Here is a 20,288-nt window from a genome sequence, read left to right as displayed (position 1 = left end):
CACCTCGAATTCTTTTTTACCTCACTGTGTCACCCCTCACTGAGCCGCCCAGGCTATCGCAAAAGCGACCCCAAACTTGCGAAATCGCGGCAGTACCGATCACCGGCGCCGCGCCTTACAAAAGGATATCCCCCGCAGCACCAAGCGCTAACGGCGGGCGCCCGGCATAACCGTGCGATGTTGCATCGCAACACAGCGCGCTCCGTCCATTTGAGAAATTGATTTTCGCTTGCGAGACTTCGCGCCATGCCGGACGAGTGTGGCAAGCGCAAGACGCCGCCGTCCGTGACATGTTCAATAAACCTGGGATGGAGACGCGCGTGTTTCTTTACGGCTTTGGTCCGGTGTTGCTGGCCGGCACGATCCAGACGATCGAGCTGTCCGTCCTGTCGCTCGCCGCCGCCGTGCTGCTCGGCCTCGGGGGCGCGGCGGCGAAGCTCTCGTCGAACCGCCCGTTGCGGGCCATCGCGACCGGCTACACCACGCTGATCCGCTCGGTGCCCGATCTCGTGCTGATGCTGCTGCTGTTCTACAGCATCCAGATCGCCGTCAACAATCTGACCGACGCGCTCGAGCTGCCGCAGTTCGATATCGATCCGTTCGTGGCCGGTGTGCTGACGCTCGGTTTCATCTACGGCGCGTACTTCACCGAGACGTTCCGCGGCGCGTTTCTGGCGGTGCCGCGTGGCCAGCTCGAAGCGGGCAGCGCGTACGGGATGAGCGGCGCGCGCGTGTTCACACGCATCCTGTTTCCGCAGATGATGCGCTTCGCGCTGCCGGGCATCGGCAATAACTGGCAGGTGCTGGTCAAGGCGACCGCGCTGGTGTCGATCATCGGTCTCGCCGACGTCGTCAAGGCCGCGCAGGACGCGGGCAAGAGCACCTTCAACATGTTCTTCTTCATTCTGATCGCCGCACTGATCTATCTGGCGATCACCACCGTATCGAACCTCGTGCTGATCTGGCTGGCCCGGCGCTATTCGATCGGCGTGCGCCACGCGGAGCTCTGAGCGACCATGATCGACATCCTCAATCAATTCTGGCGCGCGTTCCTGTTCTGGGACGGCCAGCGCATCTCGGGTCTCGCGGTCACGCTATGGCTGCTGGTGGCGTCGATCGGGATCGGCTTCGTCGTGTCGATTCCGCTCGCGGTCGCGCGCGTGTCGAAGAAGCGCTGGCTGTCGACGCCCGTGCGCATCTACACCTATGTGTTCCGCGGCACGCCGCTGTACGTGCAATTGCTGCTGATCTACACCGGCATCTACAGTCTCGCGTTCGTGCGCTCACACGATCTGCTCGACGCGTTCTTTCGCAGCGGCTTTCACTGCGCGATTCTCGCGTTCGCGCTGAACACCTGCGCGTACACCACGGAAATTTTCGCCGGCGCGATCCGTTCGACCTCGCACGGCGAAGTGGAGGCGGCGCGGGCCTACGGCATGAGCTGGTTCACGATGTACCGGCGCATTGTGATACCGTCCGCGCTGCGCCGGGCGTTGCCGTTGTACAGTAACGAAGTGATTCTGATGCTGCATGCCACGACCGTCGCGTTCACGGCCACGGTGCCCGATATCCTCAAGGTCGCGCGCGACGCGAACTCGGCCACGTATCAGTCGTTCAATGCGTTTGGCCTGGCGGCGCTGCTCTATCTGATGGTGTCGTTCGCGCTGGTTTTGTTGTTCCGGCGCGCCGAGCGACATTGGCTGGCTTACCTGGCGGTGCGCACGCACTGAGCGCGCGCTATTGGCCCCGGGCGGCGCCGCGCATGCGCGCCGTCACAGAACGATCCGACTTTTCAAAGGGAGAGCATCTTGCTCCACACCACCCAGACCGAAGCCTGCATGCTCGCCGTACAGGACATCCACAAGCGCTACGGCGACAACGAAGTGCTCAAGGGCGTGTCGCTGAATGCAAACAAGGGCGACGTCATCAGCATCATCGGCGCGAGCGGGTCGGGCAAGAGCACGTTCCTGCGCTGCATCAATTTTCTCGAACGGCCCAACGCCGGGCAGATCGTCGTCGACGGCGAGACGGTCAAGACGAAAGCCGACCGTGCCGGCAACCTGGAAGTCGCGGATCACAAGCAGTTGCAGCGCATCCGCACGAAGCTCGCCATGGTGTTCCAGCACTTCAACCTGTGGGCGCACATGAACGTGATCGAGAACATCGTCGAAGCGCCGATTCATGTGCTCGGCTTGCCGCGTCGCGAAGCCGAGGAGCGCGCGCGCGAATACCTCGAGAAGGTCGGCCTCGCGCCGCGTCTGGAAAAGCAGTACCCGTCGCATCTGTCGGGTGGGCAGCAGCAGCGCGTGGCCATTGCGCGCGCCCTCGCGATGAACCCGGACGTGATGCTGTTCGACGAGCCCACCTCTGCGCTCGATCCCGAACTGGTCGGCGAAGTGCTGAAGGTCATGCAGAAACTCGCGGAGGAGGGCCGCACGATGATCGTCGTCACGCACGAAATGGGTTTCGCGCGCAACGTCTCCAACCACGTGATGTTCCTGCATCAGGGCCGCACCGAAGAGGAAGGCTTGCCCGCCGAAGTGCTGACCACGCCGCGCAGCGAACGGCTCAAGCAGTTCCTGTCCGGCAGTCTGAAGTAACGCGCGGCCCGCGCAGTCGCGTCGTCTCGCCCAAGCGATGGCCCGAACATCCAGCCCGGCTCGCACCACCCAGGTTGCAATCGTCGCGTTGCCGCCGGTGTCGATGTCGGGCGTCGGGCCGATCGTCGATGCGCTGAATCTCGCCAATGAAATCGACGGCCGCGCGCTGTACCGCATTCAGGTGTGTTCGTGGGACGGCCGCGCGGTGCCGCTCGCCGGCGGCGCGCACTGGCCCGCCGACGCCGCGTTCGGCGACGCGATCGCGTGCGATTGGCTGATCCTCATCAGCGAACGGTTTCAGCAATTCGCCGACTACCGGCTGTTTCTCGCGAGCCTGTCGCGCGTCGGCCAGCGCACGCCGCTCGTCACCGGCATTCATCACGGCGTATGGTGGCTGGCGATGGCGGGGCAGTTGTCCGGCTATCGCGTGAGCGTGAACTGGGAAACCTATCAGCAGTTCTCCGAGCAGTTCGAGCGCTCCATCGTCACCCAACAGATCTTCGAAATAGACCGCGATCGCGCCACCTGCGCGGGCGGTCAGGCGAGCGTCGACTTCATGCTGGCGATGATCGGTCGCGAGCACGGCCCCGAACTGGCCGACCGGATCGCCGACGCGCTCGGCGTCGGCGTGTTGCGCGCGGGCGAGGAGCGTCAGCGCATTCCGTTCGTGACTGCGCCGGGCGAGCGCCATCCGCGTCTGAACGATGCGCTGATGCTGATGGAAGCGAATATCGAAGACCCGCTCGCCACCGACGAAATCGCCGGTCTCGTGGGCGTGTCGCGGCGACAGCTCGAACGCCTGTTCCGCCAGTATCTCGGCTCGATGCCGTCGAAATACTATCTGGGGCTGCGGCTGTCGAAAGCGCGTACGCAACTGCAGCGCACCAGCAAATCGGTCGTGCAGATCAGTCTCGCGTGCGGGTTTTCGTCGGCGGCGCACTTTTCGAACGCATATCGGGAACGCTTTGGCGTCACTCCGCGCGAGGATCGTCGTAACTGGATCGACAAGCAGACCGGTGCGAGCGGCGTCGCGGCCAGCGAGCCACGGCCGGCTGCGCTGATCGAGCGGCCGGATCGGTCGGATTGAAGTGGTCGAGGCGGCAAAGGCAGCGACAGCAGCGATGCGCCTCAAAGCCTCAACCTCGCCGCACGCGCGGAAGCTCATAGAAAGCGTCGCCTATGCGCAAGAAGTATTGCGTGCGGTTTCCTACACTAGCTGTATTACCTCTCACCTGTAACGAGGATTTGCCATGAACGACCTGACTGTGACACGCCAGACCTTCGACGAAGTCATGGTGCCGGTGTTTGCGCCCGCCGCCTTCGTACCGGATCGCGGTTTAGGCTCACGCGTCTGGGATACGCAAGGCCGCGACTATATCGACTTCGCCGGCGGCATTGCCGTCACCGCGCTCGGCCATGCGCATCCCGAGTTGCTCAAAGTGTTGCACGAGCAGGGCGGCAAGTTGTGGCACATCGGCAATGGCTACACCAACGAGCCGGTGCTGCGATTGGCGAAACGCCTCGAAGACCTGACCTTCGCCGACCGCGCGTTTTTCGCCAACTCCGGCGCGGAAGCGAACGAAGCTGCGTTGAAGCTGGCACGCCGCGTCGCGTTCGACCGTCATGGCGCACACAAGGCCGAGATCATCTCGTTCACGCAGTCGTTTCATGGCCGCACATTCTTCACCGTGAGCGTCGGCGGCCAGCCGAAGTATTCGGAAGGCTTCGGCCCAGTGCCGGCCGGCATCAAGCACTTGCCGTACAACGACATCGAAGCGGCGAAGAAAGCGATCGGCGCGCAGACCTGCGCGGTGATCGTCGAGCCGATCCAGGGCGAAGGCGGCGTGATTCCCGCCGATCCCGCATTTCTGAAAGCGCTGCGCGAGGCCTGCGATCAGCACGGCGCGCTGCTGATTTTCGACGAAGTGCAAACGGGCGTAGGCCGCAGCGGCTATTTCTACGCTTACCAGGACACCGGTGTCACGCCGGACATCCTGACCACGGCTAAGGCGCTCGGCAATGGCTTTCCGATCGGCGCAATGCTGACCACCACGGAGCTGTCCGCGCATTTCAAGGTCGGCGTGCATGGCACGACTTACGGCGGCAATCCGCTCGGCGCGGCGATCGCGGAGAAGGTGGTCGAGCTGGTCAGCGACCCGCAACTGCTCGAAGGTGTGCGTGCGCGCAGCGAGGTGTTGAAGGGCCACCTCGCGAAGCTGCACGAGCGCCTGGGCCTCTTCACCCAAGTGCGCGGCAAGGGCTTGCTGATCGGCGCGGAACTGACCGACGCGTTCAAGGGCCGCGCCAAAGACTTTGTCACCGCGGCGGGCCAGCATGGCGTGATCATGCTGATGGCGGGTCCGGACGTGCTGCGTTTCGTGCCGTCGCTGATCATGCCGCTCGAGGACATGAGCGAAGGCTTCGAGCGCCTGACCAAGGCCTTCGTTGAAATCGCCGGCGCGACTGCGCAGGCGGCGTCGCATTGATTCACCAGACCGTTCCCATGAGCCGGCACCTGCGCCGGCGCATGCGTCACCTTCAACAGGATCGATGATGCTCTTCGTACGCCCCGGCCGACTCGCCGATCTCGATGCACTGGAACACATGGCGCGCACCGCGCAGCCGGTGTTGCATTCGTTGCCGCACGACCGGCGCGCGCTCGAAGCGCGCGTCGCGTTGTCGGAAGACTCGTTTCGCGCGGATGTCGATTTTCCGGGCGAGGAGTTCTATCTGTTCGTACTCGAAGACAGCGAGAGCGGCAAGCTGATGGGCACCGCGAGCATCGTCGCCGCGGCCGGTTATTCGGACCCGTTCTACGCGTTTCGCAACGACGCGCTGATTCATGCGTCGCACGAACTGCACGTGAACCGCAAGATCCACGCGCTCACCATGTCGCACGAACTGACCGGCAAAAGCCGGCTCGCCGGCTTTTACATCGATCCGTCGCTGCGCAGCGAGGCGGCCGCGCAGCTGATGTCGCGCGCGCGAATGATGTACATCGCCGCCAATCGCAAGCGCTTTACGCCCGAGGTGTTCTCGCTGCTGCTCGGCGTCACCGACGAGAACGGCGTTTCGCCATTCTGGGAAGCGTTGGGACGCAAGTTCTTCGGCCGCGATTTCGCCGACATCGAAATCGAATCAGGCGGCCGCAGCCGCACCTTCATCGCGGAAGTGATGCCGACCTATCCGGTGTACGTGCCGCTGTTGCCCGAAGCGGCGCAGCGCGTGCTCGGCGAGCCGGATTCGAAAGCGCTGCTCGCGTATGAGATTCACCTGGAAGAAGGCTTCGAGACCGATCGCTTCGTCGACATTTTCGATGCGGGCCCGGTGCTGACCGCCCAGGTGGATCGCAGCGCCAGTGTCACGTGCAACGAAACGCGGCGGGTGCGCGAGTCGGCCGCGGCGCACGGCTCGACTTATCTGATCGCGCATAACGGTGCAGCCGGCGAATTTCGCTGCGTGCTGGGCGAGCTGGCCGACAACAAGGACGCGGGCGCGTCGCTGTCGCACGCGGCGCGCGCCGCGCTCGGCGTAGAAGAGGGCGATGCCGTGCGGTGTGTGCCGCTGCATGCGCCGCATCGGGATGAACCATTGGGAGAGGCGCAATGATCGTCGTTCGCGTGGTACAACGAGGCGATGTCGACGCGCTGATGCGGCTCGCGCACGAAACCGGCCCCGGCCTCACCACCTTCAAGCCGGACCGCGAGGCGCTCGCCGCGCGCGTCGAACGTGCGCGCCGCACGATGGAAGACAAGGCCGAGCCGCACGAGGCGGGCTACTTCTTCGTGATGGAAGACACCGACACGGGCGACGTGGCCGGCGTGTGCGGGATCGAAACGGCGGTGGGGTTGAAGCAGCCGTTCTACAACTATCGCGTGAGCACGGTGGTGCATGCGAGTCAGGACCTCGGCATCTGGACGCGCATGAGCGCGCTGAACATCTCACACGACCTGACCGGTTACGCCGAGGTGTGCTCGCTGTTCCTGAGCCCGCGTTATCGCACGAGCGGCGTGGGCGGGCTGCTGTCGCGTTCGCGCTTCATGTTTCTCGCGCAGTTTCGCGAGCGTTTCCCGCAGCGCCTGTGCGCGGAATTGCGCGGCCATTTCGACGCGGACGGCACCTCGCCGTTCTGGCGCGCGGTGGGCTCGCATTTCTACCAGATCGATTTCAACGTGGCGGACTATCTGAGCTCGCATGGCCGCAAGGCGTTTCTCGCCGAACTGATGCCGCGCTATCCGGTGTATGTCGAACTGTTGCCGCAAGAGGCGCAGCAATGCGTCGGCCTCACGCATGCCGACACGATTCCCGCGCGCCGCATGCTCGAAGCGGAAGGGCTGCGCTATGAGAACCACGTCGATATTTTCGATGCGGGTCCGGTGCTCGAATGTCATATCGCCGATTTGCGCACCGTGCGCGAGAGCGTGCTGGTGCCGGCGCAGATCGTCGATACGGCCGCCGCCGCGCCGCAGGATGGGCCCAGGTCGATGGTGTCGAATACGTCGCTCGGCGATTTTCGCGTCGGCGTGGTGGCGGGCGTGCCGCAAGACGGCGCGTTCCGTCTGCGCGCGGCCGAAGCCGCCGCGCTTCGCGTCAATGCGGGCGACCCGGTGCGGGTGCAGCCGCAGAAACACAAACAAGGATGATCATGAACGAGCTTTTCATCGACGGCGAATGGGCCGCCGCCACCGGACCCGCATTCGCGTCGCGCAACCCCGGCACGGGCGCGACGGTGTGGGAAGGCAACAGCGCGTCGGCGGACGATGTCGATCGCGCCGTGCGCAGCGCGCGCCGCGCGTTTGCGGGGTGGTCGGCGTCCAGCCTCGACGAGCGTTGCGCCGTGGTGCGCCGCTTCGCCGCGCTCGTGACCGAGCGCAAGGAAGCGCTGGCCGAAGCGATCGGCCGCGAGACTGGCAAGCCGCTGTGGGAAGCGCGCACCGAAGCGGCGTCGATGGCCGCGAAGGTCGAGATTTCGATTCAGGCCTATCACGAGCGCACCGGCGAAAAGCGTTCCGCGATGGCCGACGGCACGGCCGTATTGCGGCATCGCCCGCATGGCGTGGTGGCCGTGTTCGGGCCGTACAACTTTCCTGGCCACTTGCCGAACGGGCATATCGTGCCGGCGCTGATCGCGGGCAACGCGGTCGTGTTCAAACCGTCCGAACTCGCGCCAGGTGTGGCCGCCGTCACCGTGCAGATCTGGCGCGACGCGGGCTTGCCGGCCGGCGTGCTGAATCTGGTCCAGGGCGAAAAGGAAACCGGCATTGCGCTGGCCAATCACCGACAGATCGATGGTCTGTTTTTCACGGGTAGTTCGGACACCGGAACATTGTTGCACAAACAGTTCGGTGGCCGGCCGGAGATCGTGCTGGCGCTGGAGATGGGCGGCAACAATCCGCTCGTGATCGGTCCGGTCGCGGACGTGGATGCCGCCGTGCATCACACGATTCAATCCGCGTTCCTGTCGGCGGGGCAGCGCTGCACGTGCGCGCGGCGCCTGTTGGTGCCGAACGACGCGTTCGGCGAGCGCTTCGTGCAACGGCTCGTGGATGTCACGTCGCGCATCAGCGTCGGCGAATATGACGCCGATCCGCAACCCTTCATGGGCGCGGTGATTTCGGCCCGCGCGGCCTCACGGCTCGTCGCCGCGCAGGAGCGGCTACTCGCCGACGGCGCGAAGGCGCTGCTGAAGATGGAGCAGCGCGATCCGCAACTCGGCTTCGTCACGCCGGCCATCCTCGACGTGAGCGCGGTGAAGGACTTGCCCGACGAAGAACACTTCGGCCCGCTCGTGCAGCTCATCCGCTACGGCAGCTTCGACGAAGCGCTGGAACAAGCCAACGACACCGAGTTCGGCCTGTCCGCCGGCTTGCTCGCCGACGACGAAGCGCTGTGGACGCAGTTCCAGCGCACCATCCGCGCGGGCATCGTCAACTGGAACCGGCCGACCAATGGCGCGTCGTCGGGCGCGCCGTTCGGTGGTCCTGGCCGCTCGGGCAATCACCGGCCCAGCGCTTACTATGCCGCCGACTACTGCGCGTACCCGATGGCTTCCGTCGAAAGCGCGCAACTGCACATGCCCGCGAGCGTCTCGCCGGGCCTTCAATTCTAAGGATCGACGATGCAAGCCACTGAAGCCAATTTCGACGGCCTGGTCGGCCCGACTCACAACTACGCGGGGTTGTCGTTCGGCAACGTCGCGTCGCAGAACAACGAGAAGTCGGTTGCCAATCCGAAGGCGGCGGCCCGCCAGGGTCTGCGCAAGATGAAACGGCTCGCCGATCTCGGTTTTCATCAGGGCGTGCTGCCGCCGCAGGAGCGTCCGTCGATGCGCCTGTTGCGCGAACTCGGTTTCTCCGGCGACGACGCGTCGGTGATCGCGCGCGTCGCGAAGCACGCGCCTGAGTTGCTCGCGGCCGCCAGCTCCGCCTCGGCGATGTGGACCGCGAACGCGGCGACCGTGAGCCCTTCGGCCGACACCAACGACGGCCGCGTGCATTTCACGCCGGCCAATCTGTGCAGCAAGCTGCATCGCGCGATCGAACATGAATCGACGCGCCGCACGCTGCGCGCGATATTCAGTGACACGGATCGCTTCATGGTTCACGAGGCGCTGCCGGGCACGCCGGCGCTCGGCGACGAAGGCGCGGCGAATCACACGCGCTTTTGCGCGGACTACAGCGCACGCGGCGTCGAATTCTTCGTGTACGGCCGCAGCGAATATCGCCGCGCTGCCGAGCCCAAGCGCTTTCCTGCGCGGCAGACCTTCGAGGCGAGCCGCGCGGTCGCGCATCGTCACGGGCTGGCGGATGCGGCCACCGTGTTCGCGCAGCAGAACCCCGACGTGATCGACGCGGGCGTGTTCCATAACGACGTGATCGCAGTCGGCAATCGCAACACGCTGTTCTGCCATCAACTGGCGTTCGTCGAGCAGAGTGCGGTGTACGACGAACTGCGCACCAAGCTCGCGGCCATGAGCGCGGGCCTGGACGTGATCGAAGTGCCTGACGCTCAGGTCAGCGTCGCCGATGCCGTCACGTCGTATCTGTTCAACAGTCAGCTGTTGACGCGTCCTGACGGCAAGCAGGTGCTGGTGGTGCCGCAGGAATGCCGGGAGAATCCGCGCGTCGCGGCCTACCTCGACGAGCTGGCTTCGCACGCGGGTCCGATCGATGACGTGCTGGTGTTCGATCTGCGCGAGAGCATGAAGAACGGCGGCGGCCCCGCGTGTCTGCGGCTGCGCGTGGTGCTCGACGACGCGGAACGCGCGGCGGTCGCGCCGGGCGTGTGGATCGACGACGCGCTGTTCGGCCGGCTCGACGCGTGGATCGAAAAGCATTACCGCGATCGTCTCGCGCCGGCCGATCTCAGCGATCCGACCTTGCTGGTCGAGTCGCGCACCGCGCTTGACGAGCTCACGCAGATTCTCGGCCTCGGTTCGCTGTATGACTTCCAGCGCTGAGCACGCGATGATGCTCGATGATTTCCTCGCCTATACGCTGAAGGGGACGCGGCCAGCCGCGCATGACGCGCACGGCGTATGCGGGAACGGTGTGCGCTGGTCGTGGCTCGACAACGGCGTGCTCGTCATGGAGCCCGCCGCGCCGATGGCCGAGGTGCGCAGCGTGCTGGTATCGGCCGGCATTCACGGCGACGAAACGGCGCCGATCGAATTGCTGTCGCGGCTGGTGCGCGATCTCGCGCAAGGCGGCGCGGCGCTGGCGTGCCGGCTGCTGGTGATCCTCGGCAACGTCGACGCAATGCGCGATGCGGTCCGCTATCGCGACGACGATCTGAACCGGCTCTTCAGCAGCCGTCATCTGCAGGTGCCGCACAGCCACGAAGCGCCGCGTGCGGCGGCACTGGAGCAGGCCGCGACGCGCTTCTTCGCGGCGGCGCCGCAGGCCGTTGGCGCGCGCTGGCACATCGACATGCATACCGCGATCCGCGCGTCCGCCTTCGAGCAGTTCGCGTTGCTGCCGCATACCGGCAAGCCCCTGTCTCGCGCGATGTTCGAATGGCTCGGCGACGCGCGCATCAGCGCGGTACTGTTGCACACCACCCAAGGCAACACGTATTCGCACTTCACCGCGCAGGCCTGCGGGGCCGATGCGTGCACGCTGGAACTGGGCAAGGTGCGCCCGTTCGGCAACAACGATCTGACGCGCTTTGCCGGCGCTGACGCGGCATTGAGGCGGCTGCTGGCCGGCGCGCCCGCGAACGCAAGCGCTGCACTGCCGCGCGTTTTCACCGTGATCGACCAGCTCACCAAGCACAGCGAGGCGTTCGAACTGCTGTTCGCGGCGGACGTGCCCAACTTCACGCCGTTCGCGAAAGGCAGCCTGCTCGCGCGCGACGGCGCGTATCGCTACACGGTGCGTCACGACGAAGAGTGCATCGTGTTTCCGAATGCGACGGTCAAGCCGGGTTTGCGCGCCGGTTTGCTGGTGATCGAAACGACTGCGGACACCCTGTCGCAACTTGTCTAGTCATGCGGGGCCGGGCGTGCCCCCGACCCTGTTGAATCCCGCGTCGCGGCGGCCGCGCTGCATCACGCAGGCCGCGCGAGTCCGGATCGCATGCCGGCGCAGTTGCGTTGTGCGCTCTTGTCCGGCTCCGTTTTATTCAATACCGTAGAGGAACACCCTTAATGAAAATGAATTGGCCAAACATGGTCGCGCTCACGCTGTTTTCGGCGGCGGCTGTCGCGTCTGGTGCTGCGTCGGCGGCGCAGATCAAGGAAGTGCGCTTCGGCGTCGAGGCGTCGTATGCGCCGTTCGAATCGAAGGCGCCGTCGGGCGAACTGCAAGGTTTCGACATCGACGTCGGCAACGCAGTGTGCGCGAAGCTAAAGGCCAAATGCGTGTGGGTCGAGAACGCGTTCGACGGCCTGATTCCGGCGCTCGAAGCCCGCAAGTTCAGTGCGATCAATTCGGACATGACGATTACGGATCAGCGCCGCCAGGCGGTCGATTTCACCGATCCGATCTACACGATCCCGAATCGGATGATCGCAAAGAAGGGTAGCGGTCTGCTGCCGACGCCGGCATCGCTGAAGGGCAAGCACGTCGGCGTGCTGCAGGGCACGATTCAGGAAACCTACGCGAAGGCACGTTGGGCGCCGGCCGGCGTCGACGTCGTGCCGTATCAGACGCAGGACCAGATTTACGCCGATCTGGCGTCGGGGCGCCTCGACGCATCGTTTCAGGACGCGGAAGCCGCATCCAAAGGCTTTCTGAAGAAGCCGCAAGGTGCGGGCTTCGAATTCGCCGGTCCGGCCGTGACCGACGAGAAGCTGCTCGGCGCGGGCGTCGGCTACGGCATCCGCAAGAGCGACAAGGCGCTCAAGGATGCGCTCAACGAGGCGCTGCGGGAATTGAAGGCGGACGGCACGCTCGACCGTATCGCGGCCAGATACTTCGACGTTAGCGTCGTGCTGAAGTAGCGCGGCGTGCGGCTTCTCGCGTGCGATGCTGCATGCGACGAAGCTGGGTTTGCACAGGGCGCCGCGATCTCCGTATCCGGCCATCGATGGTCGCAACCGTTCGAAGCGCCAGGCATTGCAACGCGGTGATGTCGATCGCGTCAGCGATGGCACCCGCACCAATTATTTCTCTATATTGCGCCGTTGGCCTCTCGGAGCCTGACTGCCTGCGCTAGAATCTGCGGGCATACCGTCGGCGCCACGGGCTCACCCGGGTCAACGACACGCGCCACGGGGCGGCTAAAACCAAAATACAGCGGGAAAGCGCCAAAGGCGCCGCGCGGGGGAACGTAATGACCACCATCGCAATCGAGACTTCGAGGCAGACCGGCGCGGCGCACGAGACGCAATGGCTTGCCAGCTTCGTCCGGCAGCCGATTCTGAACGGGGACGGCATGCTGTGCGGCTACGAGCTCAAGGTCCGCGCGCCCGAAGTGCCGCCGGCCGAAGCCACCGCAGCCACCGCAGCCACCGCAGCAAGCCAGCCGTCAGACCCCGATGCCTTGCCCGGCCGCGCGTGCGATCCGGCGCAACTGGCGGCGCGCGCTATCGTCCGCGGCCTGCTTCAAGGCGATGTGCGCGGCGCGCTCACCGGGCATGTCGCGTATGTCGACGTCAGCCGCGAGATGCTGCTCGACGACTCCATCGTGCGCCTGCCTGCCGATCGCTTCATGTTCGAGCTCGCGCCGCCGCTCGCGGTCGACGACGAACTGATCGCGCGTATCGTGCAGCTCCATGGCCGGCGCTATCGTTTCGTGCTCGACGAAGTGACGCAGCCCAACGAGAGCTTCGCCAAACTGCTGCCGTATGCCGAGGTCGTGAAGATCGACGTCGCGCGTACGCCGGGTGCGCTGCTGCCCAAGCTCGCGAGCGTGCTGAAGTCGGCGGGCAAGCTGCTGGTCGCATCGGGTATCGACACGCAGGCCGATTTCGAAGCCACGCAAGCGCTCGGCTTCGACCGCTTTCAGGGCTACTTCTTCGCGCGCGCGCAAAGCGCGGCCTCGCGCCGCGTCAGCGCCCCCCGCCACGCGCTGCTCAATCTGCTGCAATTGCTGGCGGGCGAGCCCACCGTCGCGCAACTCGAAGCCGAACTGAAGCTCAATCCGCTGCTGGTCATGCATCTGATGAAGCTCGCGAATGCGAGCGGTCTGGCAGTGGGCCATAAAGTGACGACGCTGCGTGACGCGATCAATGCGACCGGCACCGACCGCATCGCGCGCTGGACGCAGTTGCTGCTGTATGCGGATGGCCGCAAGGTCGCGCTCGAGGACGACCCGTTGCTGCAACTCGCGGCGACCCGCGCGCGCTTCATGGAACTGGCGATCGAGCGTCTGCCCGAGGCGGGCCGCGACGAGGCAGACGCCGCGTTTCTCACGGGCGTGTTTTCATTCGTCGACGCGGTGTTCGGCGGCTCGCTCGAAAGCACGTTGAATGTGCTGACGCTGTCGCGTCCGATCCAGGCCGCGATCCTGCGTCGCGAGGGCAAGCTGGGCGAACTGCTGAGCGTGATCGAGGCCCTCGAGGGGGGTGAGTGGGAGAACCTCGCCATGCTGTGCGAACGCCTGTCGCCGTTGACGCTGGAAGAGGTCGCGCAGATGGGCCTCGCCGCGGCGGCGTGGGCGGGCGTCGCGGACCACAGCGCGCAGGGACTGGAACGGATCGAGGATTGACTGGCCGCGACGGGGAGCGGGCGCGGCGCTACAGCTTTTAAGCGCGGGCACGGTCTGAGCCCGCATGAACCGCATGACCCACAGCGCGCACGTCCGGCATACGCCGCCCCCGCGGACTGGGCAGTCTCGAACAGCTTGAAGCAGGGCAGACACTGAATCGGTGAGAGTGAAGCCAGGGCATATGATCAACGATCACGCCACGTCCTCACATCGTCTCCATTTCCCGCATCTGCCCCAAGCCGAAAAAACGGCTTAATTCCTTTGCCAGTTCGTTGAGCACGCTCATCTCCTTCTGCGAGATGCGGCGCGGCTCCTGAGTATGCGACCAGTCGCCGTATAGCAGCGACACTGTCTGGTCGCTCTCGTCGACGACCGGCAGCAGCAAGAACGCGCGGGTGTCGTCGAACGAGCGGCGGAACCACTCCGGTAATCGCGCGACCATCTTCGGGTCGCGCGCGTTCTCGATGAAGATGCCCACCGAATTCGCGATGGCCAGATGAAACACGTCGGGCTCGAACGCGCTGTTGAAGGTCAGCTTGGGAAGCGCCGAATCGATCTTGGGACCTAGACCAAGCCGTGCCTTGAACGTGCCGTTGCTGTGCTTGACGAACACCACCGTGCGCGCAAAGCCGAGGCCGGCCAGCACGGTTTCCGCGGCCATGGCGAGCGCGGGCGCGAGCGGGCTGCCTTCGGGCAGGCCGCGCAGATCCTTGACGCCCACCGCGATGCGCGCCTCGGGGTCGAGCGCCTCGCGTGCGATGGCATCCGCATTCGCGCGCAACTCGACGATCTCGGCCATCACGCCGTCGCCGCCTTCCTCGCGGGCGAGCGCCACACTCATTTCCAGCAGCACCTCGGGGTCGGTATTCAACGCGCTGCTATAGTCCTGCGCGAGTTCGGCGATGCGCGCTTCACGTTCGCAGTCAGGCATGCTCTGCTGGGTCAGCACGTCGGCGACCGCCGTCGAGTAATTGGTGATGGCGCGCAGCCACTGTACCTGGCGGGGTTCTTCCACGTCCTGCGGATCGAACTCGCGCATGCCCGAGCGGATCGTGTCGGGCAGACGCCAACGCACGGCCGCTTCGGCGCCGATCTCGTCGAAGGTCACGCCGAGCACCAGCACGCAGGCTTCGGCTTCGTGCGTGCCCTCGTCGATATGCCGGCGAATCTGGTCCCACTCGGCGTCCAGATAGAACACCACCAGCAGCTTGCCGATCTGCCGCATCAGCGTGCAGACCACCGCTTCCTCGCCGGCACGCAGATCGCCGCGCTCGGTGAGCTTGCGCGCGACGCAGCCCGACAGCAGCGTGCGGTTCAGTTCGAGTTTCGCGTCGATGCGGCGCGGCGCGCTGTGATGAAAGTGATCGACGATCTTCAGGCCGACGACGAGATGGCCGACCGCGTCCATGCCGAGCACCATCAACGCGCGCGATACGGTGGTGATATTGCCGCCGAACGCCATGTACATGGCCGAGTTGGCGAGCCGCAGCACTTTCTGCGTCAATGCGAAGTCCGACAGCACCACCTGCACGAGGCCCGTGAAATCGAGGTCGTCATTGTTCACCGCTGCCATAGTCGTGCGCAGCGACTGCGACAGCATGGGGAAATCGCCCCGCTCGCTCATTCGCGTCCAAAGCCGGTCGAGCACTGCCGCCTTTAGCATGTGAGTCCCGCAAATACCATACACGTTCCATTGATTGCCACGCCGGCTCGCGGCCGGCTTGTTCCACTGAGTAAGCGTTGCGCCCGCACGGCTAGGCGCAGTGCAAGTGAAGCGTGCGCGCTTCGAAACGCTGCGCAAGTTCTTCCGAAGGCAGCGCCTTGCAGACGAGCCATCCCTGAATATGATCGCATCCCATCTCGGTGAGCAGCGTGCGCTGCGCTTCTGTTTCGACGCCTTCGGCGACCAGCTCGAGGTCGAGTGTCTGCGCGAGCCCGACCACCGCGCTAACGATTGCCTGATCGTTTCGCGAGGTTAGCAGATTCTCGACGAAACTCCGGTCGATCTTGAGCTTGGCGAGCGGAAACCGTTGCAGATAAGCGAGGCTCGAATAGCCAGTGCCGAAGTCGTCGACGGCAAAGCGGATGCCCATCGCGGTCAACTCTTCGAGCAGACCCGTGGCGTGGGCCGGGTCGTGCATCAGCAGGCTTTCGGTGATCTCGAACACGAGGCGGCGCGGATCGATGCCGGTCAGCGCGATCGCCTCGCGCACGCTGTCCTTGAAGCGCGGATCGCGGAACTGCTGCGGCGACACGTTCACGGCCACGTATTGCAGCGAGATGCCTTGCGCGTCCCACTGAATCAATTGCATGCACGCGACCTTCAGCACCCAGTTGCCGAGGAAGTTGATCAGGCCGATCGACTCGGCGAGCGGAATGAACATCGACGGCGGCACGAGCCCATGCACCGGATGAGCCCAGCGGATCAACGCCTCGACGCCGACCACGCCATGCGTGCGGCTGCTGGTGATGGGCTGGAAGTGCAGCGCGAACTCGCCGTTGCGCACGCCGTCGTAGAGATCGGCTTCGAGCTTCAGGCGTTCGGCGTCGGCGGGGTTGTCGTCCGGCACGTAGAAAGCGAGCGTGTTGCCGCCGGCCGCCTTGGCTTGCAGCAGCGCATGGTCGGCCCAGCGCAGCAGGTGAGTGTCGTGCGCGGCGGTGTCGTTGACGTGGCGCACGTCGGGGTAGAGCGCGATACCGATGCTCGCCGACAGATGCACCTGCTGGCCCTTGAACACATACGGCTGCTGGATCGCGGCCAACAGGCGCCGCGCCAGCGCTTCCGCGGCGGCGGCCGCGTCGGTGCGGCTGGCGGCGGGCTTGACGAGGATCGCGAACTCGTCGCTCGCCACGCGCGCCACGGTTTCGCTCGGGCTCGTCATGTTCAACAGGCGCCGCGACGTGTCGCGCAGCATCTCGTCGCCGGCGTCGTAGCCGAGCGCGCGGTTCACGCGCTGATAGTCGTCGAGGTCGAGCAGCAGCAGCGCCGCCGGCGTGCCGTGCGCGTCGGCCTGCTGCTGGGCGTCGAGCAGCGCGGGCAGCAGCGCCGACTGGTTGGCGAGATGGGTCAGGCGATCCAGATGCAGTGCCTTGGTCAGGCGCTCCTCGGTGGCGCACCATGCCGATACGTCGAAGCCGGCGATCGCATAGCCGTCGATGCCCTCGTGGCTGCTGCGCACGACGCGCAGCTCGACGGTGATCGGATAGGTCAGCGACTTGATCAGGCCGAGGGTCGCCTTCTCGACGTGGCGTGTGCTCGACGCGCGCGCAAGCAGTGCGTCGAGGCGCGGCACGTCGGCGGGCGCGACGAGGTCGTGCAGAGAGATGGTCTCCAGATACTCGCGGTGGTAGCCGATGAAGCGCAAGCTCGCGTCCGACACATAGATGAAGCGCAGCGCGGCATCGACGTGCGCCAGCAGGTCGACTGCGCCGACTACCTGTTCCAGTTGCAGAGCGCGGTTCGCGCCGGTCTGCCGGGTGCCGTTCACCTGCCGGCCGAACGCACAGAACCGGTCTATGACCGTGCGCAAGGAGCCCCGGCGGGGGGCGGTGATGCTGTTCGCTTCCATGTTTGTCGCTGGCAACCTGGGTTCGTCTGGCTGGCGGGGCGGTGTCCGGCTGTGCCGCTTGGGCGGTCAAGAGGTATCAGGCCGGCTCATCAGAACGAGATAACGACCCGTGCTGGAAAAACTTTAGTGGCTGCCGCCAAAAACAATGCGCAGGCCGGCCTCGCACAATGCGTACGCAGGCCACGCACATCCGTGGCAGCGACGGCGGGCGCAATTCGGTTAAAGTGGCGGCGCTCGATGTCGTTAATATGGCATCCCTGTCCTGCAGCGGCGCCCAGGACGTTGCTGCGGCGTAGCTCTTCCGAACACTTGCACCGATGATCCATGTCCGAACGTCATTTTGCCAGGAGCCATGCCCGGCGCATCGAGGTGCTTGACGCGTCCGCCGAGGCCGCATCCGCCGCGCAGTTCGTCTACCTGGGCCGCCAGCCGATTCTCGATCGCGACGGCGCGCTCCATGCCTATGAGCTGCTGTTCAGAGCCGGTGCGCACAACTACGCCGAGATCAACTGCGACACCAAGGCCACCGCGCAGGTCGTCGCGCACACGATCGGCGGGATCGGTGTGCCGGCCGTGCTGGGGCAGCACCGCGGTTTCGTCAACATCGACCGCGCGCTGCTGTTCAACGACATCGTCCATCTGTTGCCGCCCGAGCGCTTCGTGCTCGAGATCCTCGAAACGGTCAGGTTCGACGCGCAGCTGACGCGCCGCCTCAGCGAGTTGCGCCGCGCCGGCTTTCAGATCGCGCTCGACGATGTCAGCGAACTCTCGGACGAGCTGATGTACGTGCTGCCGTACACCGATATCGTCAAAGTGGACTTTTTGCAGGCCGGACGTGGCGCGCTCGACAAGCTAGCCGCCGTCGTGCGCGGCTACGGCAAGACCTTGCTGGCCGAGAAGGTGGAGACGCGTGGCGATTTCATGCTCGCGCGCGAACTCGGCTTCGATCTGTTCCAGGGCTACTTCTTCGCGCGGCCCCAGGTGCTGAGCGCGCCGCGCAACCGCTCGCTGCGGCCGGGGCTGCTGCGCCTGCTCGCGCTGCTCGCGCGCGATGCCGGCATCGGCGATCTGGAAGCCGAGCTCAAGCTGAACCCGAGCGTGGTGGTGCAACTGCTGCGGCTCGTCAATTCGAGCGCGTTCGGGCTCGGCCGCAATATCGCGTCGCTGCGCGAGGCGATCATCGCCACCGGCACGCGGCAGATTGCGCGCTGGGCGCAACTGCTGCTGTACGCGGACAGCGGCGACTTGCCGTGGCGCGCCGATCCGCTCGTGCAACTGGCCGGCACGCGCTCGCGTTTCATGGAACTGGCCGCCAGCTGGCTGCGCCCGTCCGACGACCAGTTTGCCGATGCGGCGTTCATGACCGGTATTTTCTCGCTGGTGCATGTGGTGCTCGACAGCACGCCGGCGGCGGTCCTGGACAAGCTCGGCCTCGCGCCGCGCATTCGCGAGGCGATCGTCGGGCACACGGGCGAACTCGGCGCACTGTTGCGTCTGGCCGAAGTGGCAGGCGAGGGCGGCGACGCGGCGTCGCTTGCCGCCGCGCCTGATGCGCCGGCCGGCTTTGCGACGCTTACGCCGGATGTGTTGTCCGACCTCAACCTGTCCGCGGCGGCATGGTTCGGCGCGCACGTCGAGGAGACGGCTGGCTGAGCCGGACTGCCGCGCGCCGCGCGTCTTTCGTGGCCGCTTCGTACGCAGCGCGGGCGGCCGTGATTCAATAGCGCGTGCAACGAGAAGCGGGTTGCGTGCAACGCCCCCGCGCCACGATCACGCAACAAACCGCATACTCGCGCGAGGAGAAGCACATGCAGAGAAGATTTATAACCACCGCACTGGCCACCATCATTTCGGCCGGCTTCGCTGTCTATTCGCTGTGCGCGTCGGCCGCGCTCAAGCCGGGCGACGACGCGCCGCCGTTCACCGTGCAGGCATCGCTCGGCGGCAAGACCTACACGTATTCACTCGCCGACGCGTTGAAGCAAGGGCCGGTCGTGCTGTACTTCTATCCGGCGGCTTTCACCACGGGCTGCACGATCGAAGCGCACGAGTTCGCGGATGCGGTCGACCAATACAAGCAGTACGGCGCGACGGTGATCGGCGTATCGCACGACAACATCGACACCTTGACGAAGTTCTCGGTCAGCGAATGCCGCAGCAAATTCCCGGTTGCAGCGGACGCCGATGCGAAAGTGATCGGCGCGTATGACGCGGGCATGCCGATGCGCAGCTCGATGGCCAATCGCGTGTCGTATGTGATCGCGCCCGACGGCAAGATCATCTACGAATACACCAGCCTGTCGCCGGAAAAGCACGTCGCGAACACGTTGAAAGCAGTCAAGGATTGGGCCGAAGCGCACAAGTCGCGGTAACGTGGGGTTCGGTTGCGGCGGCGCGTTGTCCGTGATGGTTTTTGCGCTGACGATGCGGCGTCGCTGTGCCAGGTTGAATTGTCTTTTTCCGGGGTGAGCTGACGATGCCGATTGTGGTTGCGCTAATGGCGCTGATCGGGCTGGTGTACGGGGCTGTGCGCGCGTTCCATGCATTGGAGGCAGCGTTCGGCCTGGCTGTTGCCCTCGGTGTAGCCGTGCTGGTGGCGGCGCTGCTGATTGCTGCCGCCGCGTATGGGTGGCGACGCCGCCAGGAAGTCGCACCGAACGTGCGCGATGGCGACTGGACGCACGAGCTCAAGGGCAACTGGGGCTCGGTGCGGCTCGCGGCCGGCAAGCGGCTGTGCGAGATCGATGTCGGCGAGGAGCGCGGCGCTTATATCTTTGCCGACATACAGGGCGCCGAAGTGCAGGGCCGCGATGATCTGGTGCAGTTGGCCTTGAAGGTCAAAGATCCCAGGCATGGCGATTGGCTGGTGCCGATGTCGAGCGAGCGGCAGGCGCGGCAATGGCAGCGGATTTTTTTGCTGGCGAGGGAGCAGAAGCTTTGAGCGCGCCTGGCCATTGAGCACGCCGTA

General features: G+C 65.3%; 17 protein-coding genes. 15 read left to right on the top strand and 2 right to left on the bottom strand.

The window, feature by feature from the left end; all coding sequences use genetic code 11:
• Positions 1–320 precede the first annotated feature (320 nt).
• The 12 genes from ABQJ48_RS30800 (at position 321) to ABQJ48_RS30745 (ending at position 13,751) form a co-directional block, all read left to right on the top strand.
• The gene (locus ABQJ48_RS30800; RefSeq protein ID WP_367841737.1) at positions 321–1,010 is read left to right on the top strand and encodes an ABC transporter permease; all 690 of its coding nucleotides are present in this window, start codon (positions 321–323) and stop codon (positions 1,008–1,010) included.
• A 6-nt stretch (positions 1,011–1,016) separates the two neighbouring features.
• Positions 1,017–1,730 (top strand): ABC transporter permease, encoded by a 714-nt coding sequence (locus tag ABQJ48_RS30795; RefSeq protein ID WP_367841730.1) that lies wholly within the window; start codon positions 1,017–1,019, stop codon positions 1,728–1,730.
• Between the two features lie 108 nt (positions 1,731–1,838).
• Positions 1,839–2,600, top strand: coding sequence for an ABC transporter ATP-binding protein (locus ABQJ48_RS30790; RefSeq protein ID WP_367841736.1), 762 nt, complete (start codon positions 1,839–1,841; stop codon positions 2,598–2,600).
• A 37-nt stretch (positions 2,601–2,637) separates the two neighbouring features.
• Positions 2,638–3,687 carry a GlxA family transcriptional regulator gene (locus ABQJ48_RS30785; protein ID WP_367841729.1) on the top strand — a complete coding sequence of 350 codons (1,050 nt, stop codon included), beginning with the start codon at positions 2,638–2,640 and terminating at the stop codon, positions 3,685–3,687.
• Positions 3,688–3,850: 163 nt separating this feature from the next.
• Positions 3,851–5,086 carry an aspartate aminotransferase family protein gene (locus ABQJ48_RS30780; protein ID WP_367841728.1) on the top strand — a complete coding sequence of 412 codons (1,236 nt, stop codon included), beginning with the start codon at positions 3,851–3,853 and terminating at the stop codon, positions 5,084–5,086.
• 67 nt (positions 5,087–5,153) lie between these two features.
• Positions 5,154–6,209, top strand: a complete 1,056-nt coding sequence (gene aruF / locus ABQJ48_RS30775) for an arginine/ornithine succinyltransferase subunit alpha (protein WP_367841727.1) — start codon at positions 5,154–5,156, stop codon at positions 6,207–6,209.
• Positions 6,206–7,243: an arginine N-succinyltransferase gene (astA, locus tag ABQJ48_RS30770; protein ID WP_367841726.1), complete on the top strand. Its 1,038-nt coding sequence runs from the start codon at positions 6,206–6,208 to the stop codon at positions 7,241–7,243. Before aruF ends, astA begins: the two co-directional genes overlap by 4 nt.
• 2 nt (positions 7,244–7,245) lie before the next feature.
• Positions 7,246–8,709, top strand: a complete 1,464-nt coding sequence (astD, locus tag ABQJ48_RS30765) for a succinylglutamate-semialdehyde dehydrogenase (protein ID WP_367841725.1) — start codon at positions 7,246–7,248, stop codon at positions 8,707–8,709.
• Between the two features lie 9 nt (positions 8,710–8,718).
• The gene (astB, locus tag ABQJ48_RS30760; RefSeq protein ID WP_367841724.1) at positions 8,719–10,059 is read left to right on the top strand and encodes an N-succinylarginine dihydrolase; all 1,341 of its coding nucleotides are present in this window, start codon (positions 8,719–8,721) and stop codon (positions 10,057–10,059) included.
• Entirely contained in the window at positions 10,043–11,086 is a 1,044-nt protein-coding gene (astE, locus tag ABQJ48_RS30755; protein WP_367841723.1) for a succinylglutamate desuccinylase, read from the top strand. Before astB ends, astE begins: the two co-directional genes overlap by 17 nt.
• Before the next feature lie 161 nt (positions 11,087–11,247).
• Entirely contained in the window at positions 11,248–12,042 is a 795-nt protein-coding gene (locus tag ABQJ48_RS30750) for an ABC transporter substrate-binding protein (RefSeq protein WP_367841722.1), read from the top strand.
• Positions 12,043–12,374: 332 nt separating this feature from the next.
• Entirely contained in the window at positions 12,375–13,751 is a 1,377-nt protein-coding gene (locus tag ABQJ48_RS30745; protein ID WP_367841721.1) for an EAL and HDOD domain-containing protein, read from the top strand.
• 205 nt (positions 13,752–13,956) lie between these two features.
• On the opposite strand, the gene ABQJ48_RS30740 is transcribed toward ABQJ48_RS30745, so the two are convergent.
• Together ABQJ48_RS30740 and ABQJ48_RS30735 are read right to left on the bottom strand one after the other, a co-directional pair.
• Positions 13,957–15,414 (bottom strand): HDOD domain-containing protein, encoded by a 1,458-nt coding sequence (locus tag ABQJ48_RS30740; RefSeq protein WP_367841720.1) that lies wholly within the window; start codon positions 15,412–15,414, stop codon positions 13,957–13,959.
• 91 nt (positions 15,415–15,505) lie between these two features.
• The gene (locus ABQJ48_RS30735; protein WP_367841719.1) at positions 15,506–17,320 is read right to left on the bottom strand and encodes a putative bifunctional diguanylate cyclase/phosphodiesterase; all 1,815 of its coding nucleotides are present in this window, start codon (positions 17,318–17,320) and stop codon (positions 15,506–15,508) included.
• Positions 17,321–17,644: 324 nt separating this feature from the next.
• Here ABQJ48_RS30735 and ABQJ48_RS30730 point away from each other — a divergent pair, with 324 nt between their 5' ends.
• From ABQJ48_RS30730 to ABQJ48_RS30720, 3 genes are all read left to right on the top strand, one after another.
• The gene (locus tag ABQJ48_RS30730) at positions 17,645–18,973 is read left to right on the top strand and encodes an EAL and HDOD domain-containing protein (protein WP_367841718.1); all 1,329 of its coding nucleotides are present in this window, start codon (positions 17,645–17,647) and stop codon (positions 18,971–18,973) included.
• 155 nt (positions 18,974–19,128) lie between these two features.
• Entirely contained in the window at positions 19,129–19,692 is a 564-nt protein-coding gene (locus ABQJ48_RS30725) for a peroxiredoxin (protein ID WP_367841717.1), read from the top strand.
• Between the two features lie 104 nt (positions 19,693–19,796).
• Entirely contained in the window at positions 19,797–20,261 is a 465-nt protein-coding gene (locus ABQJ48_RS30720) for a hypothetical protein (protein WP_367841716.1), read from the top strand.
• Positions 20,262–20,288: the final 27 nt, after the last annotated feature.

The sequence above is a fragment of the Paraburkholderia suaedae genome (assembly GCF_040812055.1).
Lineage (GTDB): Bacteria > Pseudomonadota > Gammaproteobacteria > Burkholderiales > Burkholderiaceae > Paraburkholderia.
The sequence above is the reverse complement of the archived record's forward strand: the minus strand, read 5'-3'. Positions and strand labels throughout refer to the sequence as shown.

Bases quoted from the DNA above. Each gene is read 5' to 3' on its own strand.
- ABQJ48_RS30795 (WP_367841730.1), top strand. From the start codon at position 1,017: ATGATCGACATCCTCAATCAATTCTGGCGCGCGTTCCTGTTCTGGGAC.
- ABQJ48_RS30790 (WP_367841736.1), top strand. From the start codon at position 1,839: ATGCTCGCCGTACAGGACATCCACAAGCGCTACGGCGACAACGAAGTG.
- ABQJ48_RS30785 (WP_367841729.1), top strand. From the start codon at position 2,638: ATGGCCCGAACATCCAGCCCGGCTCGCACCACCCAGGTTGCAATCGTC.
- ABQJ48_RS30780 (WP_367841728.1), top strand. From the start codon at position 3,851: ATGAACGACCTGACTGTGACACGCCAGACCTTCGACGAAGTCATGGTG.
- aruF (WP_367841727.1), top strand. From the start codon at position 5,154: ATGCTCTTCGTACGCCCCGGCCGACTCGCCGATCTCGATGCACTGGAA.
- astA (WP_367841726.1), top strand. From the start codon at position 6,206: ATGATCGTCGTTCGCGTGGTACAACGAGGCGATGTCGACGCGCTGATG.
- astD (WP_367841725.1), top strand. From the start codon at position 7,246: ATGAACGAGCTTTTCATCGACGGCGAATGGGCCGCCGCCACCGGACCC.
- astB (WP_367841724.1), top strand. From the start codon at position 8,719: ATGCAAGCCACTGAAGCCAATTTCGACGGCCTGGTCGGCCCGACTCAC.
- astE (WP_367841723.1), top strand. From the start codon at position 10,043: ATGACTTCCAGCGCTGAGCACGCGATGATGCTCGATGATTTCCTCGCC.
- ABQJ48_RS30750 (WP_367841722.1), top strand. From the start codon at position 11,248: ATGAAAATGAATTGGCCAAACATGGTCGCGCTCACGCTGTTTTCGGCG.
- ABQJ48_RS30745 (WP_367841721.1), top strand. From the start codon at position 12,375: ATGACCACCATCGCAATCGAGACTTCGAGGCAGACCGGCGCGGCGCAC.
- ABQJ48_RS30740 (WP_367841720.1), bottom strand. From the start codon at position 15,414: ATGCTAAAGGCGGCAGTGCTCGACCGGCTTTGGACGCGAATGAGCGAG.
- ABQJ48_RS30735 (WP_367841719.1), bottom strand. From the start codon at position 17,320: ATGGAAGCGAACAGCATCACCGCCCCCCGCCGGGGCTCCTTGCGCACG.
- ABQJ48_RS30730 (WP_367841718.1), top strand. From the start codon at position 17,645: ATGTCCGAACGTCATTTTGCCAGGAGCCATGCCCGGCGCATCGAGGTG.
- ABQJ48_RS30725 (WP_367841717.1), top strand. From the start codon at position 19,129: ATGCAGAGAAGATTTATAACCACCGCACTGGCCACCATCATTTCGGCC.
- ABQJ48_RS30720 (WP_367841716.1), top strand. From the start codon at position 19,797: ATGCCGATTGTGGTTGCGCTAATGGCGCTGATCGGGCTGGTGTACGGG.